This window comes from Spirochaetae bacterium HGW-Spirochaetae-1 (genome assembly GCA_002839375.1).
Lineage (GTDB): Bacteria > Spirochaetota > UBA4802 > UBA4802 > UBA5550 > PGXY01.
The window spans coordinates 300,985-318,343 of record PGXY01000003.1 but is presented as its reverse complement, the minus strand read 5'-3'; the positions used below and the strand labels follow the sequence as shown (position 1 = coordinate 318,343).

Annotated in this window: 15 protein-coding genes; 6 read left to right on the top strand and 9 right to left on the bottom strand. The window is 48.2% G+C overall.

Annotated features, from left to right (window positions below; all coding sequences use genetic code 11):
* The first annotated feature begins 256 nt into the window (after positions 1–256).
* A complete protein-coding gene (locus CVV44_06005) occupies positions 257–865 on the top strand; it encodes a hypothetical protein (protein ID PKL39773.1) in 609 nt (202 codons plus the stop codon).
* Between the two features lie 206 nt (positions 866–1,071).
* A complete protein-coding gene (locus tag CVV44_06000) occupies positions 1,072–2,433 on the top strand; it encodes a hypothetical protein (protein PKL39772.1) in 1,362 nt (453 codons plus the stop codon).
* Here the strand turns inward: CVV44_06000 and holA are convergent.
* Genes holA through CVV44_05985 form a run of 3 tightly spaced genes read right to left on the bottom strand, consistent with a single transcriptional unit; the run spans position 2,424 to position 9,017 of the window.
* Positions 2,424–3,497, bottom strand: a complete 1,074-nt coding sequence (gene holA, locus CVV44_05995; GenBank protein PKL39771.1) for a DNA polymerase III subunit delta — start codon at positions 3,495–3,497, stop codon at positions 2,424–2,426. The two genes, CVV44_06000 and holA, sit on opposite strands and share 10 nt — an antisense overlap.
* Positions 3,452–4,042 (bottom strand): hypothetical protein, encoded by a 591-nt coding sequence (locus CVV44_05990; protein PKL39770.1) that lies wholly within the window; start codon positions 4,040–4,042, stop codon positions 3,452–3,454. The genes holA and CVV44_05990 overlap by 46 nt, the downstream gene beginning before the upstream one ends.
* Positions 4,043–4,058: 16 nt before the next feature.
* On the bottom strand, positions 4,059–9,017 hold the full coding sequence (locus CVV44_05985; GenBank protein ID PKL39769.1) for a hypothetical protein: 4,959 nt from the start codon (positions 9,015–9,017) through the stop codon (positions 4,059–4,061).
* A gap of 161 nt (positions 9,018–9,178) precedes the next feature.
* Here CVV44_05985 and CVV44_05980 point away from each other — a divergent pair, with 161 nt between their 5' ends.
* Positions 9,179–9,481 (top strand): hypothetical protein, encoded by a 303-nt coding sequence (locus CVV44_05980; protein ID PKL39768.1) that lies wholly within the window; start codon positions 9,179–9,181, stop codon positions 9,479–9,481.
* A 4-nt stretch (positions 9,482–9,485) separates the two neighbouring features.
* Here the strand turns inward: CVV44_05980 and CVV44_05975 are convergent, their stop codons facing one another.
* The 5 genes from CVV44_05975 to CVV44_05955 form a co-directional block, all read right to left on the bottom strand.
* The gene (locus CVV44_05975) at positions 9,486–10,742 is read right to left on the bottom strand and encodes an AAA family ATPase (GenBank protein PKL39767.1); all 1,257 of its coding nucleotides are present in this window, start codon (positions 10,740–10,742) and stop codon (positions 9,486–9,488) included.
* A 21-nt stretch (positions 10,743–10,763) separates the two neighbouring features.
* Complete coding sequence (locus tag CVV44_05970; protein PKL39766.1) at positions 10,764–11,429, bottom strand: hypothetical protein; 666 nt, start codon at positions 11,427–11,429, stop codon at positions 10,764–10,766.
* 85 nt (positions 11,430–11,514) lie between these two features.
* A complete protein-coding gene (locus tag CVV44_05965; GenBank protein PKL39765.1) occupies positions 11,515–11,925 on the bottom strand; it encodes an NADPH-dependent 7-cyano-7-deazaguanine reductase QueF in 411 nt (136 codons plus the stop codon).
* 112 nt (positions 11,926–12,037) lie between these two features.
* Complete coding sequence (locus tag CVV44_05960; GenBank protein PKL39764.1) at positions 12,038–12,640, bottom strand: hypothetical protein; 603 nt, start codon at positions 12,638–12,640, stop codon at positions 12,038–12,040.
* Positions 12,637–13,743, bottom strand: coding sequence for a hypothetical protein (locus CVV44_05955; GenBank protein PKL39763.1), 1,107 nt, complete (start codon positions 13,741–13,743; stop codon positions 12,637–12,639). Before CVV44_05955 ends, CVV44_05960 begins: the two co-directional genes overlap by 4 nt.
* 185 nt (positions 13,744–13,928) lie before the next feature.
* Between CVV44_05955 and CVV44_05950 the strand changes: the two genes are divergently transcribed.
* Entirely contained in the window at positions 13,929–14,591 is a 663-nt protein-coding gene (locus tag CVV44_05950; GenBank protein PKL39762.1) for a hypothetical protein, read from the top strand.
* A 33-nt stretch (positions 14,592–14,624) separates the two neighbouring features.
* Here the strand turns inward: CVV44_05950 and CVV44_05945 are convergent, their stop codons facing one another.
* On the bottom strand, positions 14,625–14,903 hold the full coding sequence (locus CVV44_05945) for a hypothetical protein (GenBank protein ID PKL39761.1): 279 nt from the start codon (positions 14,901–14,903) through the stop codon (positions 14,625–14,627).
* 232 nt (positions 14,904–15,135) lie between these two features.
* On the opposite strand from CVV44_05945, the gene CVV44_05940 reads away from it, so the two are divergent.
* Complete coding sequence (locus tag CVV44_05940) at positions 15,136–16,281, top strand: branched-chain amino acid ABC transporter substrate-binding protein (protein ID PKL39760.1); 1,146 nt, start codon at positions 15,136–15,138, stop codon at positions 16,279–16,281.
* Between the two features lie 178 nt (positions 16,282–16,459).
* A complete protein-coding gene (locus CVV44_05935) occupies positions 16,460–17,350 on the top strand; it encodes a branched-chain amino acid ABC transporter permease (GenBank protein PKL39759.1) in 891 nt (296 codons plus the stop codon).
* The last annotated feature ends 9 nt before the right edge of the window (positions 17,351–17,359 follow it).

Below are 17,359 nucleotides of genomic sequence, written 5' to 3'. Positions count from 1 at the left end.
ACAGATTAAGAAATATGTGGTATCTATGAGTAAAGAAATCCAGGAGAGAGCCGACGAAATGATCAAGGAATTGAAGGATGCTCTCATTCCCATCAAGGAAGAGATCAAACGCTTAAAAAGATCATCGGAACGTCTGATTTAATATGCTTTTAGACTATTATTGTTCATCACTTTGTGCAGATAGCAAAGTCAATTTTATTTCAAACATTGCATGATCCATCTACAGTTTTAGAATTATCAAAACGAGGTAAGTTGTATGCCACCCAAGGGAGAACGAAGAAAACAGCAGATAATTGATACTGCCAAGGACATGTTTATAGATAAGGGGTTTCAGAGCACCCATATCGGACAGGTCTGCGAAAAGCTCAATATAGCGCGGGGAACCGTATATCAGTATTTCAGCAATAAAAAGGAAATTCTGTATGCCCTTATGGAAGCGGTTATTGAAAAGATAGAGGATGTTCTGGATCAGGACGATCTTCGCGAGTACCTGAATTCAAATCCTTCTCATGATGATGTGATAAATCTCATAACTAAGCGGATCTACTCCAGTATAGAAATGCTCCTCAGTGAGCCCATTGTAATCAAGCTCATATTCAAGGATATCATCGGTATCGACCAGGAGGTGGTGGACCAGGTGAATATTTCCGTGGAAAACATTAAGAATATCATCGCCAGCGAAATAACCGAATTAAGGAACAGAGGGTTTTTCCGGCAGGACCTTAATCCGACGATAACCGCCTCCATGCTCGTGGGCGGCATCATGCTGGTTGTGTATGAATATGATAAACTGAACCGGGATGTGCTGAAAAAAGATGTTATTAACGCCATCGTTCAGAATTATCTCAACGGTACCTTCAAGTAGAAAATACGTTTCACGACGGTAAGGGAGTCTGCACTGCCTGCGTCATGGATGGAGCTTTACCGTCGGTCTCGTGGCAGGGAAGGGCCGCCTCAGCCCGATAAATATGATAGACTGAATAGACAGCGAGACCCGGTTATGCCGGGTTTTTATATATAGTGAGCCTGATCCGGGAAAGAAACCCGGTAGAATTCCAACGGGACTTAAATATGAACAAGAAAATACGATTGTCAGCAATAAATGGTCACATCTGCCGCTGGATTATCATCGGCCTCATGGTGTGTGCTGCCACGGCACTTCAGGCCCAGGATGGGGGAGAAAAGAGTACCGAAGATACGGGGAAGAAAATTTTCAACAACATAACCTCGGCAAAAGAGGAGGAGCGGAAGGCCTCCATCTCCTACATTCAGAAAAATACACCGCCGGAGTTCCTCCCTTTGCTGGTTAAAGCCATTATCGATAATGATAAATCAGCTCAACGACAGAATTATATCGACGTATTGAAGCTGTATCCTTCCGAGAGCGCCGTGGACAGCTGGGTTGAAATATTGGAAAAGACCCGTTCTTTTATTTTAAAACAGGAAGTTATTGAACATGTCAGTACGCTGAATGACAGGCGGGCCGTTCTTCCCATTGCCCGTGAATTGTACAGCCCCTTCCGGACCGTACGCAGGAGTGCGGCAATGGCCCTGCAGAAAAGCGGTGATGACAGGGTCTATCCCTTCATTATTGAAATGGCCGGAAGCGACAGCCCGGTAAAGAGAATCTATGCCGTGGAAGCCCTCTACTTTCTCTATGATATGCGTTTTCAACAGATACTGATGGGGCTCCTGGAGGATGAGAATAAATCGGTGCGCATATATGCCCTGCATTGCGTGCTGGAAAACGGTATGAAAAAAGCCGTTTCGGTCATACGGAAGAGCGCCCTGGACGATTCCGATGACGAGGTCAGGATAAACGCCATCATGGTCCTGGGAGAATTTCAGGATACGGGAGCCCTGTATGTGCTGTTGAAAACCCTGTCTGATGCAAATCGCGATGTAAGGCTGGAGTCGGTGCGTTCGCTTTATAAATTTGCCCTGTCCGGTTCGGCCTATGCCGTTTCATCCCGCCTTCTCGATGAGGATGATGATGAAATTAAAGATCTGATCATCGAGACCCTGCTGCGCGTGAAGAAAACAGGAAACCCCGCAGCCCTCCGCAAGGTTCTGCTTGAAGATAAAAATGTGAGAATGAGGATAAAGACGGCATGGATACTCGGCGTCCTCAAAGAGGAAAGGAATATGCAAATCCTCATGGAAGGGCTTGAAGACGGCGATTATCGCGTTCGGGCCGAGGTGTGCTCTTCCCTGGGGAAATACCGTTCGCGTATCATGATAAACAGGCTCATCGATATTGTGAAAAACGATAAGATCCGGTATGTGAGATGTTCGGCGCTGTACGCCCTGGGTTACATGAATTTCAGGGAATCCATAGTCCCCTTATTTGACCTTTACTCAACGGAGCAGGAGATCATATTCAAAGAGCTTCTACGAGGTGTTATACGGCAGCTGATGAAGAATTATCTCTGAGCGGTGACGATATCCGCCACGAGAATGAACGTGGGAGTTGCCGTAATGTCGCCATATGAGGAAGAGCTTTTTCTCCTGTAGTCGGTTCGGGCTATAAGGGGATAAAGCTTTTTCAGCGACTCACCGGGAAACGCACGCGTGGAGGCCATGAATTTTTCCCGGCTTTTCTGGTTGATGCCGCATTTTTCAACGGCCTCGTCGACGGCCATGCCGGCTTCGGTGAATGAATAATATTTTTCCAACAGATCAAATTGTCGGGTTATCTCGAAAAAAATGCGGCCCTCGGGAATTCCTTCATCGATCAGTTTCTTGTAGAGCGGAATCGCCCTTCTATCCTTTTTAAAAAGAAGGTCCGTAAAGTCAAAGAGGGAAACCTCGCTTACGTCGTGCAGAAGACCGGCTATGGTTTGGCCAGTGATTATATCACCCGATCCGGAATACCGTATCATCTCCAGCGCCTCATCGATTTTTTTGATGTCCTTCCCCGTCCTCTCAATGAGGAGATTCATCCCCTTTTCATCGATGGTGAGACCCATTTTTCGGATACACGTCATTATGTAATTGTAAATATCATTGTCAAAATATCTCCAGAACTGGACGACCATAATTGTTTCGAGCTGTTTCTGTGTGAGGAAATCGGGCGGCCTGTTTTTAAGCGTGGTCATTATTATTGTCGTACCGTCGGGTTTGTTGAAAATGATATCCTCCAGAAGCGCCTGGTAGGATTTGGGATTTTTCAGGGCATCCATGTTGCTCATGATGCAGACTTTTGAGCTGGAGAACATGGATGACGACAGGATAAAATCCGCTGCGGCCATGAATTCATCGTTGTCTATGTGAAAACGTCCCGTTGAATTCCGCCTTTCATCGGTATTTTTAAAAATGGCATCCAGTATACGGCCGATGAATTTGTCCTTTTCTCCCTCTTCCTCCCCCATAAAAAGATAAGCAGGATATAATTTTTTTCGGTCCAGTTCGGCCTTGAAAACTTTTGAGCTGGGATATTTCTTTATGGCCATTATTTTTTTCCTTTTTCTACGGGAGTCATCTGGTCTGTGTACCATCCCGATGCTATCATTGACAATAGCCGTTTGGCAAGGCTTTCGATCAACCGCTCCCGGGCCTGAAATTCGGTTTCCACGGGCGGCTTTATCTCGGAGAAGGTCCTGAAGGCCTGTACGCCGGAATTCTGCAGGATGACCCTGTCTTTTTTCAGGTCTACAAGCATTATGTTCATTGCAATGAGCAGGCGCACCTTTTCCGGGCGGCCGAAATCGGTAAAGGTTACGGGTGACGCCCTGTACTGAACGATGATACCGCGCAGCAGAAGATCGGCCATTGTTTTTTCCGTGGTTATGGCCAGCCTGCCGTCATCGGTAATATGCTTATTAAGCATGGCATGGAGACGGTCATGTATATCGGGCTGAGCCGTGCGGTTAAGAAAAGGCTCGATATATATGGTGTTTGCACGACGCGGGATAACAGGCTCGCCGTTCAGGGTATTAATGACACGGTCTATGGGGGCTCCGGTCCTGTCCGCAGGGGTTGTACCGCATGTCGTGAGGATTAAGGCGAAAGAGATCGCCGTGATGGTTGATTTTAGTTTCATGGCTGTCCGGTGCTTCTCAGCTGCCTGGTATATTGTCTATGTCGAAGATACGGATTGTCTCCGTCAGGTCGTATATGGTCTGAACATATTGTTTCGCCGGCCTGTCCCAGTAGTAGACGGAATTTTCCGCGTTCATGCGCGCCGCGTGAACCGTTTCTTCACTGCTATCCCTGAAGAAGGCTGCGGCGCGCTGCATGGCGTCATAGAAGGCCCAGGAATGGTAATCAGAAAAAAGGAAACCGTTTCCCTTCACCCTGTTTCCCTGTGTCAGGATGGGCAGGACTGTGTCACGCAGACCTCCCGTTGCCCGGGCCACGACAAGGCAGCCCGTTGCGAAGGCCTCAAGCTGGCTGATGCCTCCCGGTTCATGCATGGACGGCATGCAGAAAAGGTCCGATGCCAGAAGCGGGATGGCAACATCCTGAAAGCCGAAGTTGACGTTGACGTTCCCCGGGTAATACTGTCCAAGGAGGTACAGGCCGTGGGCTATTTCATCACCGCGCCTGTCACCGGAAGATACGGCACCGCCGATGATAGCCTGGTACCCGAGGTTTCTGAACACGCCCTCGGAGGCCTCGAGAAGAAGCTGAAATCCTTTCTGTTCCGAGATGCGGTGAATCATGGTAAAAAGGATGATATCCGGGTCGACAACAAGGCCCCTCTCGGCCTGCAGCAGGAGCTTGTTGCGGATTCGCTTGACAATAGCATTGCGAGTCGGGTCCTCGATCGAATCGACGCCGTATGCGCTTTTGAGTATTTCGGGATATCTTGTTTCAATTTTTTCCTGGAGTGCGGCGTTTTCCCGGATATGGTCAACGAGCTTCATGTAGTTGTGCTCTATGAAATTCGAAGAGTTGTAGCGCTGTATGATTGTATTTTTGAAATCCCTGCCGATGGCGTTGCTGATGCCGATGACGTTATTCAGTATTCTCTCCATGCCGTCGCAGGCATATTCTATCTGGCGTGCATATGACGGACTCACGGTGATGGTTCGGTCGGCGAATCGTATCCCCGTGGCCATGCAGTTGATGCGGTCCCGGAATACGGGATCACAGAATTCATGGGCGCGCCAGGCCGGGAGATTGAACAGGTTGAAAAGGTCGAAATCCCGTTCGTGACGGTTATAGGCGTCGAAATACTGCCATCCACCGTTGTGCACGATGTGGAGAAAGGTGTTTCTACGGAAGTGTTCGCTGTTCGCGTAATAAGGATCGCACTTGACTATTCCGTTGAAAAGTCCTATATACGCGTCATTGGTGAATGTGTAGTGCGGGTCAAGGTTAAAGACCGATATGACCTCGGCGCAGGACCGGGCAAAGGCCACTCTTCGCCGCAGCTTCTCCTCGGCGGTAAATCCCCAGTAGAGGCCGTCGAAGAATTCATAATGCTCGAGAAGATAATAATGAATGCCGTCGACGATTCCATGATGTACGCCTACCTCGCAGGGACGGTCCATGATGTAAAAACGGACATTGACTCCCGTATAGGTGATGCCATGTTTCTTTACCGCTTCGTTCATCCTGTGGCGTTCCTTGTCGGAACCATGGCGGTACAATCCCGTGATTACATGCACATCCTCACCCAGTTGTGCCAATTCCCGGGGGAGCTCGTACACGACGCTGGCAAGTCCGCCGCTTTTTGAAAAGGGATCGGCCTCGGCAGACATGAAAACCAGGGGGCCGCGCCTGTTGAAGCGGATGAGTTTTTCCCCCAGGTCTTTCAGTACGGTGTTTTTTGAGTGCTCGAACTTTCGTGCGTAGTTGAAAAGGACGCGGCCGTCAACCAGGTTGTTCCTGTACAGGTGATAGACGGCTCTCTTGAGTCCCAGGAGCAGGTTTTCGTAGTTGTCACTGAAGAGCGGGGATAGTTTGTTTTTTATGAATTCCTCGGCGTCGTCATAACTGCCGCAATGGCTCATGATTTCCGAGAAGGCGAAATTGGAGCGTATGCTGTCCACGGCTGCCAGTGTGCATAGACGGATGAAGGAATCGCGAAGAAAATCGAGATAGTGTTCTTCGATACTTACTTTTTCAAGCCGGAAGAGCTTAACGCGGTCCGTATATGAAACGACGGTGTTGATTCGTGAAATCTTCAGTTCGTCTCCGCGGTAATACCCGTACCTGCCTGTCGTTTCGGAAAAAATGACATCGACGAGGCGGTAGCAGGCGTCACCGGGAATGGGGAGTGTGGGATTATCGAACTGGAGCGAGATGTTCTGCGACACATCTGAAAAATTGAAAGCGCCAATCCAGACGATATCTCCGGTGAATTTCATGGCTGCGGCGACCTGGTTGTTATTCGCCCAGATGAGATGTCCCTTGCCCCGGGCAGAACGATGGAAACGGTACCACTCCCGGTAAAAGGGGTCGACGCTGCGGTGCGATGCGTATTCAAACTGGTTCCAGTTTACAAAGATGTTGTCCAGGAACACCTTCCAGCTCTCACCCTCGGCGCTCCCTTCGTAGTCCATGATGATGTTATGCATGAAGGAGGTGAGGGCTACGGTGGCCCTGAGTCCCCGGTGTCCGAAGGTGTTCAATGCCCGGCGTTCGTCGTGGTTGCCCAGTATGCCCAGCAATTCGGTTCCCTCGGGAAGCACGGCGGGATAGTAGGTGTCGTAGATATGATATATCTCCCTTACATCTGTTTTTCCCTGTACGATATTTTCACAGATTTTAAAAAGGGACGAGTTGTAGGGGATGAGCCCGGTCCTGGTGAGGAAACGTTCGTGGCCCCAGTAACATTCGGCTATATTTATGAAGTAATTTTTATTTCGTTCCCGTAGCTTTCGTTCCACATTGAGCATGATGTAATAGTGAAGAGGAACGGAGATCTGGTCCCGGCAGGCCGAGTCATAGTAACCGGTGGTGATGTGGTGACCGTGTTCGCGGTCATTGACGATTATATCGCCTTCAACCATTTCCTCGTGGGTGCGCTTTACGTCATAGGTGTAGAGATAATTATTTTTTTTCATCATGATGGGAACGGCATGGGCTGAGTCGAAGCGGATCCCGTCAATATCAAAGTTATCTATGAGCGTTGTGATGGACCTGGTGAGCCATTCCCATATCTCGAATTTACGGTAGTTCAGCAGTTTGCCGTCGTTCCATGACCCGTATTTTCCGTCCGTGGAGGAGCGCATGACTACGTTGCCTTCGTTATCGTAGGTTTTCACCACGAAACTGTCCGGGAGGTGGTCGCTCCTCCTGTTGATGTGGGGGACGATGTCCACGATGATTTTGATATTCAGTTCATGGGCGCGGCTTACCAGCTTTTTAAAGGATTGTTCGCCGCCCAGCGAGGGTTCGATTTCGATGAGACTCATGGGGGAGAAGGGTGATGGTGATGATGCCTCGGGAGCCCAGTCTTCCCGGTTGTTCCCCCGTTTCTGTGTTCCCAGGAGATAGATGGCCGTGATATAATAACGGCTTTTAATGTCTTCCAGGTGGGCCGTCACATCGGAAAGATTCCCAAGCCGTATTACCTCGCCGTTTTCATTATAGAGGAGGCCGGGATGACCGTCATTATTGCGCCAGTATACTTTTGTATGCCCATGAATGTCAGTGAAAATTTCCAATATGATTTCACCCCGCACATCGGGGATGACATTGACCCGGCCGTTGCATCCGGGGTCGTGAATCCATTCCATGTTCTTGGTTTTTTTTCTTATTACGGCAAAGTCGTAGTGCCCGTATTCCTTGAAAGCGAACTTGCAGCGGAACAGGTTATCCGCCTCATCGTACTTGAGTCTGACCTCGTCAAAAGTGATTTCCTTTTCCAGCGTCAGCTCCGCGCCGCTGCGGTTTTTATATATGCGAAGATAGTATCCCTTAATTTTACTGTCAAGGTTCCTGAAGGTGAACAAGTATGAATCGCCGATGCTGATATTTATAAATTTGGTCGCCAGTGGAGCATCGAATTCCTTCGGGGACAAAATTCTCTCGATGAGCATGTTTGCCTTGTTCCGCACTTCATGTATGTCATGTCCCGAAGCGGCCACCAGAAGCCGCATGACTTCATGGAGTGTTTTCCGGTCATCACTGTTTTTATAACGACGGGCGAGCCGTTCCAGCGTCGTGACGGCGTGGAGGTTTTTTTCGTAATCAAAGTTCAATTCATCGTCGTGAACACGGGTGTCCAGGTCACGCAGGAGGTTTTTCCTGTTGGCGTCGGTGAATTTTTTGACCGGCTTAACCTCGGGGGCGATCCACTCGATTTCCTCCATGACAGTGGAATCAATGACCTGTTCAACCAGGAATACCAGGGCGCGAGATACCTGGGGAGGAAAGGCCACTTCATGGACATACCCGGTTTCAATTGTCCGTTCTTCCACCATGAGGAGCAGTTTGAAGGCCTCGAAGAGATCATTTCCCCCCTTTTTTTGCTCGGCTGTCAGGGCGAAAAAAATATTTAAGCCCAGGTATATGGTGGGAATTTCAGTCCAGGGAGGACCCTGGCCCACGTGGGATATGACCGTAGATTCCCGTGATATATGATACAGGGTGGGCATGCCGGCCCGTTCCTTAATCAGCACTATCCGCCGGTCATATATAGAGGTGAACTGTCCTTCGGCAACGGCCCGGTGAAAGAAGGCCAGGGCTAAGATGATACGTGAGATGAGCCTGGTATCGCTGGCCAGCCTGTTACGGATAGTCTGATCGCCATCGGCCTCGCTGTCGAATATGCGGTTGAGCATGTCCAGGAAACGTTCCCTGAATATCTCAACGGGGTCGCCGTCTTTAATGCGGGACACCGTGTCCCGGTCGGGATAGAATCCGAAGCATCGTTTTTCCCTGAAGGCCTGGGCTATCTCGGCCTTCACTTTTGCATCGGTAATAAGATCTTCATCTTCTACGCGGAAACGGCAGAGGCTGCTGGCGATACTTCTTTCAAGGGCTTTTTCCATGGGTGTACGGGTCTCGATAACAATGGGATTTTTTATTTTTATAGTGTCAGTATACCCCGTGACGGCCAAATAATCAATTTAAATTTTCCGGCGTATCAGATTTATACCGCATGGGTATGAAATCAAAAACTGAATGACCTGAGAATAAAGAAATTGACAGGGATTTAAGAAAGGATTATGTCGTTTACAGTTCACTTTATTTTAATGGAGGATACGGCAGGGTCATGTATATGGAAAATCTCATTGATCTCCTGACATCCAATGTATTCTATCTGGTTATTGCCATTCTCATAGCCATCATGGTGCTTATCACCATACTCAAAAAGCTTTTTAAGCTCTTTCTTGTGTCAGTACTGGTGCTGGTTCTGTATGCGGGCTATCTCGCCTATTCGGGACAGAAAATCCCCCTGACCACGGAGGAAATACTGCAGCATGGGAGCGAGCAGATCGACAGGCTGAAACCGGGAAATTTCGGGAAGGGCGATGCCGATTCCCTGCTCAATCTGAAAAAGCTTACGGACGGGGTGAAGTGAATACCTATTCCTGGTTCAGCCATAGCTGAATCGTTCTCTTGTAGTATTCAAAGGGCGGCGTCGTCGGCTCCCCTTTTTGTATGAGGATTTTTCTGACCCAGCGCCGTTCGGCGAATTCACAAATATCCTTGATGCTCCTTCCTGAAAGCTGATTTGAGCGCTCTCCCAGCACCGACAATTCCTCTTCTTTGAGATGTCTGGCATAATTGCCGAAAATGGCCGTACGTTCCGCCGCATTAGGCAGGGGGAAGAGTATGGTCTGGTCAAACCTGCTGATGAGGGCGTGATCCAGGTCATTTTTCCTGTTAGTGGCACCGATCGTTATGGTGGTGGTTGCGGCGTCGATCCCGTCGAGCTTCCTGAGCAGTACCGAGAGGATGCGGCGCGTGGCCTCGAACATGTTCTGGTCCCGCGATCCGGCCAGAGAGTCTATTTCATCGAGGAAAATAATGGCGCCATTCATGTCTTCACCGGCGTCGAATATCCGGGCAAGGTTTTGGGAGGACTGGCCGTACCATTTCGACATGATGGATTCAATGGGGACATAAATGAGGGGAACTTTTGCCTCGCCGGCGATGATTCTTGCCACGGTGGTTTTCCCCACGCCGGGAGGGCCTTCGAAAAGAATGGCCCGGGGTCTGTTGCTTTCATAGACCTTGCGCGTCAGTTGTGCAATGGCGTCATATATCCCGGGATTCTGCAAGGGGAGGATGATGGATTCGCGTATCTTTCTTTTCACCTCATCATAGCCGGCAATATAGTCCCAGCCCAGGGCACTGTTATCGGTGAACACCGAAGCACCGAGTTTTTTAAGCCTGCTGAGCGGATCCTCTTTCATCGAAGAGTGAATTTTTTTAAAAAGTTCTATAACGATATTTATTTCTTCCTGGGAGAGGTTTCCCTTTTTTGAAATTTCGATGCGCGAACTTACCAGGCTGAAAAATTCCACCTTCATGTTTTCCAGCATATTTTCCGTGTTGAACATGTTCCGGTTCATGGCCTGGAATGCGTAATGTCCGTCATTGAATGAGCTTATGCGGATATTGTCGATATGCTTTTTAATGATACCCAGGCAATCGAAAAGCATGGAGTCCGTGAGGGGGGGGATAATGAAGGATACCTGTGTGGCCCCACGTTCATACGAGAGCTCGGGAATGGGGATGTCGCTCACTGTTGTTGCCGAATCAAGAAACTCGTTCAGTTCCTTGAGTACCTGTTCCTTCATTCTGTCATAGGGAATGAGTATTTCTTCTGATGCCACAAATATCCTGCCTTTGTGAAATTACCGTATCGGTTTTGCCGTCTCGAATTGAAGTATGTAATAGTCCCGTTTCTTTTCTATCCGCTTGCTGTAATCATCGCTCCACTCCATCTTCATCACGGATAGATAAATGGTTTTTTCACGGATTTTTTCCAGGGCAAGGGGCTCGCGGGAGTTGTCGATATCGCCGATTTTAGCGATATTCCTTTTACAGATCAGCATGTCGGGCTGCCTCACGATTTCATTAAACCGATGATCGTCCTCGCTGTTGTAATACCAGAAGCTGAAATTTGTTTTTGAAATATTAAGAATGTCATTTTTATTGAACAGTTCTTCCGTTATTCCGTTTCCCCGGAATCCCGGCATTTCGTCGTCGGTTTTCCCCGCCAGAAGCTCATCCTGCGTCTGACGCTCAAAGGAGGCGTTCAGAAAGATGCTATCGGGATTGATGAAACGCACTATTATGGAGAAGGGCTTTTTTTGCAGGATCACCTGATGGGATTCGATGGGGACGATCGCGCCGTCCTGTTCAAAGGAAATTTCAAAATACTGAAAGGATGGTACTGTTTTCTTTTTATTTTCGCCGGCGCACCCGGCAATAAAGAGTAAAACTGTTGTAAGTGCAATAATATATCTGTTCATGAAGCAGGTCCTTTTTTCAACATCGGTTTTGCGTTTCGGCGACAATCGTATTCATTGTGTGTCATTATGACATTAAAGGCACTTTCGCGTCTCTGTCAAATGACTTTTTTAACTGGATTTGGCCCCGGTGTTATTTTCCTGAACCGGATTTTTCCGCCGTTTCCGAATCCATGACACAGGTGGCGAGGATGCCTCCCCGGATATTGTATACGGTTTTTATTTTCAGGGAGACGGGTTTCAAACATTTATACAGGTCACGGTAGATACGGTCCGTGGCAGCCTCCTGGTAAATACCCACATTGCGGAATGATATAAAATAGTATTTCAGCGATTTTAGTTCCACAATTTTTTTACCAGGTATGTATTCTATGGTGACCCTGGCAATATCGGGCAGACCCGAAAAGGGGCACACGGCGCTGAATTCATCGGTCTCATAGGTGATGAGCTGGGGATTTCCTTCGTATTCGATGGTTTCAAGAAAATCAGTTTTTATGTTCTCAGGGCCGGTGAATTCAAAAATTTGGCCTTCGGCAGCGGGCATGATATTCTCCTTTCAGTACCAGTTTATGCTTCTATTGCATACCCTTCCAGATGAATCATTGTAAAGAAGAATTTCAATACTGTCAATTGAAAATGCGGGGAATCTACGGGTTTTAAAAATGAACGGTCATGTCATGGTTTACGGTGAACGAGGCGTTACAGTCGGGACACAGGTATTCTCCCGATTCCCTGACGCGTATCAGTGATTTACAGCGGGCGCATTCGATGATGAAGGGGGCAAATGCGACTTTTTCCTGAATCTCTTCGGGCGGGCTTTCATTGTCTTTTTTCTGTTTTTCAATGTCGGTAAGTACAGACGGCATATCTTCCGATTCGGTTTTTCCTCCCGGTGATTCCCGCATCTCCAGCTGACGGTCGATGACCTCCATGGCCTCGATCCTGCTTCCCGTGGTCCATACTATTTTGTCAAAGCCCAGGAGCAGGAAAAGCTGCCGGATCTCATTATTGAGATCATATATGACGAAAAAACCGTTTTTCTCTGAAATTTTTTTCTGCATGAAAAGGATTACGCCGATTCCCTCGGAGCTGACATAGTCTATTGAAAGGGCGTTGAGAATGATGAAGATGCTGTTTCTGGCCAGGAGCCGGTTGATGTATTCTTCAAAATCTACGCTCGTCTCACTGTTCAGGGGGCCTTTTACTTCGACGATGATAACTTTCCCATCCAGCACATCATGGTGATTTATATATATCATTGCCGTGGCCTCTTGCCTGCCGCCGGTATGGCATCCTTAACGGTATGTCTCTGGATGCTTTCCAGGGACTCCTCCCTTACGGGCTCGATCGCCTGCAGGTCTTCCATGAAAATCTCGCCTTCATATTTTTCGATATGAATACCGTCATCGTCCACATTTATTTCCATTGGTACTTCCCGTTTATTATCTTCAATGGCTGCCGAGATGTCGATTGTTATGTATTCACCGCTTGCCGTTGTCACATCTGGGCTGCTTTCACTTTCCGGGGCCAGGGCAGCCCGTTGAAGCGTGGAAGTTTTTTCCATGGTTTTTCCCGCAGCTTGTCCCTCTTTTGTGACCACGGATGAAGAGAAGGAGAGCGTTTTTTTCTGGATGCTCCTGTATCGGAAAAGGATGATCAGTGACAGGAGAAACGCCATGGCCAGGGAACCTTCCAGGCCGTATCGCAGGTACATGATGGTTTCTTCGATATGTACCTTGATGAAGTCAAATATTCTTTTTTTGCTGATGAGGAAGTTCACTGTTCCCACGGGTTTATTTCCCGAATAGACCGCCCTGCCGATGAGCCATCCCATGATCCTTACATCGGGATAGAGGTACTTTTCTATCAGGTCACGCTGGTCCCGGGGGAAGGGATTTCGCTGTGAAATGATGTTGTAATCGGAAAAGTGGGTCTCCCGGCTTTTTTTGAGCGAAGGCGCCAGAATCATGTCCAGGTTGTAGGTGAATTCGTCATTGGCGATGTTACCGCTCAGCTCCTTCTCTATCTCCCCGTTGGAATGAACCACGATGCTGCCGTTATTGAGAACAAAAAAAGCCTCATCGATGGTGTTTCCCCGTATTTTTTCCCTGAAAAGAGACTGCAGGGTTTTATACTGACGAGTGCGGAAACTCAGTTCAGCCACGTCGGCAAAAGCGTCGGCCAGGGTCATGCTGTAATTGCGGGTATATTTTTCCATGTCAGCAATACGTTTTTTACCGGTGCTGATAAAATACAGGGTCATGGCGCTCACGACGATAAACGATTGGATTATGAATATGAGGAGAAACATTCCCAGGGGGAATATTTTTTTTCTTATTTTTATTTTTTTTTCCGTGGTCATATGCAGAGATGCCTGAATATAAAAGTATATATGTAATATCGGGACAACAGTGTGATATTTTTACTATAAACTTGTGTATCGGTTGAAATTATCATTGATTTCAGAGAAACTTGCCGGAATCTATATGGATCATGGTTTTACGTTCGGCACGGGCAGATATCCAGGAGAGGCAGGGGCTAAAAGGTATGAGTAAAGAAGAAATGCTGGAGATATGGGATTGGGAGACGGGCCTGCCCACGGGGAAGGCCGTGGAACGGACGCACGCTCACTATAACGGTATTGCGCATGAGGGAGTGCATCTCTGGGTTGTAAGGACCGCGGGCGCAAAACCATCGCTGCTTTTCCAGCAGAGGGCCGGATTCAAGGAAAGCTATCCAGGATGCCTGGATATTACTGTGGGAGGACATGTCCCCTTTGGTCTGGAAAAGAATAAAATTCAGAAGGAGGCCTTCGAGGAGATCGGGATTGATCCCTCCGATGATGATCTCGTTGACCTGGGACATTTCCGTTACGAGGAACACGAGGAAAAGGGACGATTCCACCGCGAGTTCCAGCGCGTATATCTTCTCGTGGACAACCGCTCCCTGGATCAGTACCGGTTTACCGACGGTGAGGTCGAGGCCATATTTGCCGTGCCGCTGGAAGAACTTGAATCCATGATGGAAAGGGACGGCATTGTCCGGGCCGAAGGCTATGAAGGCCGTGAAGTTACGGTGAAAACACTAACCAGAAAGGATTTTCATCCCCTTCTTTTCGCTCCTTCCATGGAAAAATATATGGAAGTGGTCATATCGGCTGTGAAGGAACTGATAGACTCGGGTTGTGTCACACGTAAAATGCCGTCATAACCCGAGGAATGACTTTGAACAGTTTATATCCCGTCAATCTTCGGGCTTGTTGTTTTTGTCGTGGATTTTTGCCGTCAGGTATAGTGCCGACAGGAGAACGGTCCAGTATACCAGCCAGGGGAGTGTTATTTCCTGTAAAATGGGCCACTGCCAGCTTCTTGTTTTCAACACACCGTTGAAGCCGATGAGGGGGGCAAGCACAGCCGTGGGGAAGATATGGCTGTCGGGGAAGAAGTTGCTCACGGGAATCCAGAGACAGGACCAAATAGTGAGCACTATGATTATTTTTGCCACCAGGCTTTTGCCTATCATGCATAACCGTCCCTCCGGGCAGACCCGGATTCTTTCATCCTTCATACATACATGAAGCATCGGGAGTGTCAAGCCTTAACAATAATGCCAACGGAAGAAAATATGAAATGAAGGATATTAATATTTTTTTTATTAAGGAGAAAGTTAACTACAGGTAATTGCTTGACTTCAGAGATTATTTCATTATGGATTAACCCTTATCTGGGTAAAACATCTTAAGGAGGCATTTTTAATGAAAAGGCTACTTACACTTGGTATTTGTATCGTATTTTTAGGCGCTGCTCTGTCTTGCAGTAAGGACAGAGGCAATACGATCAAAATCGGGGCCATCTTTGCCGTGACCGGCCCGGCATCCTTTCTGGGAGCTCCCGAAGCGAAAACCGTGGAGATGCTCGTGGAGGATATCAATGCGCAGGGCGGCATCAACGGCAAGAAACTCGAAGTGATTCTCAAGGATTCAGGCGGGAGCCCTGAAAAGGCCATTTCTTTCGCCAAGCAGCTTATTGAAGAGAATCAGGTTTTTGCCATCGTGGGACCTTCGACAAGCGGAGAGACCATGAATATCAAAAACATATGCGAAGAGAACAAAACCATTCTTATGTCATGCGCCGCGGCGGAAGTCATCGTCAACCCCCTGGCAAAATATGTTTTTAAAACACCGCAGAAGGACAGCCATGCGGCAATGAAGATATTTCAGACCATGAAGGATATGGGTATCTCGAAAATCGGCATAATTTCCGACAATAGCGGATTCGGTAACGCGGGGAAAGCCCAACTCGAAAAAATAGCACCGGAGTACGGCATCACCATCGTCCTCAGTGAGGTATATGACAGCAAGGCCACTGATCTCTCCGGGGTTCTGGCAAAGCTGAAGGCAAAAAACGTTCAGGCCGTGGTAAACTGGTCCATAGTTCCTGCCCAGGCCATCGTGGCGAAGAACATGAAACAGCTCAACATGAAAGCTCCGTTATTTCAGAGCCATGGATTCGGCAACATCAAATATGTCAAGGAAGCGGGAAAGGCCGGCGAAGGCATCATTTTCCCCTGCGGCCGTCTTCTGGTTGCCGATGAGCTTGCCGACACGAACAGACAGAAATCCCTTCTCCTGAAATACAAGAAAGATTATGAATCCAGGTACAAGGAAGATGTGAGCACCTTCGGCGGTCATGCCTATGACGCGGTAGTCATTCTGGCCGAAGCCATTAAGAGGGGCGGTGCTGACAGGGAAAAAGTCCGTGATGCCATTGAAACCATCACGAATTTCCCGGGAACCGGCGGTATTTTTAATTTTTCACCGGCTGATCATAATGGACTTGACATAGATTCATTTGAAATGCTTACCGTTAAAGACGGAAAATTTGTTCCTTATAAGAAGTAGTGAATAGCCGGCAGTGAAAAGTGAATAGTGAAGAGAGTAGGCCGGGCCTGTACTCTTTGCTATTCACTCCATATACTTTTTTTTATGTCTGGTCTTCTTCGTGTCAATTTATACTTCTTATCTGACAGCATCATTTCATATATGCCATATGGCAAGTTTAAATAAGGCTGCGTGACTCATGACCTTTGAACAGTTTTTACAATACGCCCTTTCGGGAATTACCATGGGGAGTATTTACGCTATTGTGGCCATCGGCTATAATATTATCTATAACACGACGGGTATCATCAACTTTGCCCAGGGTGAATTCGTCATGCTGGGAGGTATGACGGCCATATCCCTTAATCTCTTTATGCCCCTTCCCCTGGCCATAATCCTTTCCGTGGCCATTGTATCCCTTGCCGGTGCTTCCATTGATATCCTCCTGATCCGCCGGCTGAAAAAACCAACGGTCCTTAACATGATAATCGTGACAATCGGGCTATCCACGGTTATACGGGAAATCGCGCTCCATATATGGGATGAGAAGGTGAGATCGCTTCCGTATTTCACCGGCGATGAATCCACATCGATAAACATTTTCGGGGCCTATATATCGCCGCAGGTGCTCTGGGTCCTTGGTGTGAGCGCAGTGATAGTGATGCTCCTCTCGGTATTTTTCAGATATACCGTACCGGGCCGCTCCATGAGGGCCTGCTCGGCCAATCTCATGGCGGCGAAACTCTGCGGTATCAACACGAAGAATATGATAACCCTCTCCTTCGTGCTCAGTGCCGCTATCGGCGCCCTGGCGGGGTGCGTGGTCTCCCCCATAACCATGACGCAGTATGACGGTGGGACTCCCCTGGCCATCAAGGGATTCGCCGTAGCCATACTGGGCGGGCTGGGTAACAGTACCGGTGCCGTTGTGGGCGGTATCATGATCGGTCTGCTCGAGGCCTTCAGTATAAGCATCCTCCCCCTGGCCTACATGGACGTTATCGCCATAACCATTCTGCTCCTGATACTTTTTATCAAACCAAGCGGCCTCCTGGGGAGCAGTGAAGTCTCGGCACTGAAGGATTATTAAGAGGATGAT

What these genes read in the sequence shown, in the direction of transcription:
- CVV44_06000 (PKL39772.1), top strand. Translation starts at nt 1,072, where the DNA reads ATGAACAAGAAAATACGATTGTCAGCAATAAATGGTCACATCTGCCGC.
- CVV44_06005 (PKL39773.1), top strand. Translation starts at nt 257, where the DNA reads ATGCCACCCAAGGGAGAACGAAGAAAACAGCAGATAATTGATACTGCC.
- CVV44_05955 (PKL39763.1), bottom strand. Translation starts at nt 13,743, where the DNA reads ATGACCACGGAAAAAAAAATAAAAATAAGAAAAAAAATATTCCCCCTG.
- CVV44_05935 (PKL39759.1), top strand. Translation starts at nt 16,460, where the DNA reads ATGACCTTTGAACAGTTTTTACAATACGCCCTTTCGGGAATTACCATG.
- CVV44_05940 (PKL39760.1), top strand. Translation starts at nt 15,136, where the DNA reads ATGAAAAGGCTACTTACACTTGGTATTTGTATCGTATTTTTAGGCGCT.
- CVV44_05965 (PKL39765.1), bottom strand. Translation starts at nt 11,925, where the DNA reads ATGCCCGCTGCCGAAGGCCAAATTTTTGAATTCACCGGCCCTGAGAAC.
- CVV44_05990 (PKL39770.1), bottom strand. Translation starts at nt 4,042, where the DNA reads ATGAAACTAAAATCAACCATCACGGCGATCTCTTTCGCCTTAATCCTC.
- CVV44_05950 (PKL39762.1), top strand. Translation starts at nt 13,929, where the DNA reads ATGAGTAAAGAAGAAATGCTGGAGATATGGGATTGGGAGACGGGCCTG.
- holA (PKL39771.1), bottom strand. Translation starts at nt 3,497, where the DNA reads ATGGTACACAGACCAGATGACTCCCGTAGAAAAAGGAAAAAAATAATG.
- CVV44_05960 (PKL39764.1), bottom strand. Translation starts at nt 12,640, where the DNA reads ATGATATATATAAATCACCATGATGTGCTGGATGGGAAAGTTATCATC.
- CVV44_05980 (PKL39768.1), top strand. Translation starts at nt 9,179, where the DNA reads ATGGAAAATCTCATTGATCTCCTGACATCCAATGTATTCTATCTGGTT.
- CVV44_05945 (PKL39761.1), bottom strand. Translation starts at nt 14,903, where the DNA reads ATGATAGGCAAAAGCCTGGTGGCAAAAATAATCATAGTGCTCACTATT.